This window comes from Mesorhizobium sp. M1312 (assembly GCF_040318115.1).
Taxonomy (GTDB): domain Bacteria; phylum Pseudomonadota; class Alphaproteobacteria; order Rhizobiales; family Rhizobiaceae; genus Mesorhizobium.
The window spans coordinates 1-530 of the sequence record NZ_JAMYLQ010000112.1; the positions used below are offsets into that span (position 1 = coordinate 1).

Annotated in this window: 1 protein-coding gene; it reads right to left on the reverse strand. The window is 56.0% G+C overall.

The genetic code is table 11. The features are described 5' to 3' along the window. Positions 1-246 precede the first annotated feature (246 nt). Positions 247-498, reverse strand: coding sequence for a DUF6894 family protein (locus tag NKH36_RS34760; protein ID WP_292552555.1), 252 nt, complete (start codon positions 496-498; stop codon positions 247-249). Positions 499-530 lie beyond the last annotated feature (32 nt).

Genomic DNA, 530 nt, shown 5'->3' on the forward strand with positions numbered 1-530 from the left:
TCGTTGAAACGATCGAGGCAACCGAATGCAACAACTACTTCGCAAACGCCGGCTACGCTTCCGTCAAAACGTGAAAGACTCTAGAGCGCCTGTCCGTCTCGCTCGGCAAGGACCGCATCGCCTTGATCTGCAAGGTCGGCTAAATGGCCGGTCTTCGTTCACTGCACAGCTACCAGCGGCTGGTGCTCCGCATGGTTCAACCGCGACGTCGAGGTCCATCTTTGTTGGATGTCGGCGAGACGGCGTTTACTCAAGCGGTTCGATCACCAGCGACAGGCTAAGCCTCAGAACCTTTCTGCCACTCTCGTCCCTTATATCCATGATGAGTTGCTGCCCATCGGGACCTTTCAGTTCGTCCTTTGCCAGCTCGGTCAATCCTTCGACGGCTGCATTGCGCGCTGCCTCAATCCCCTCGCATTCCAGGCCCGTGTTGTCTTCCACGAGATGCTGGCGATCGCCGCTATCAAAGAAATATCTTGGCATATTGGCTTCCGTCATCAGAATGCCACGTCAGGGTCCTTCAGGTGCAG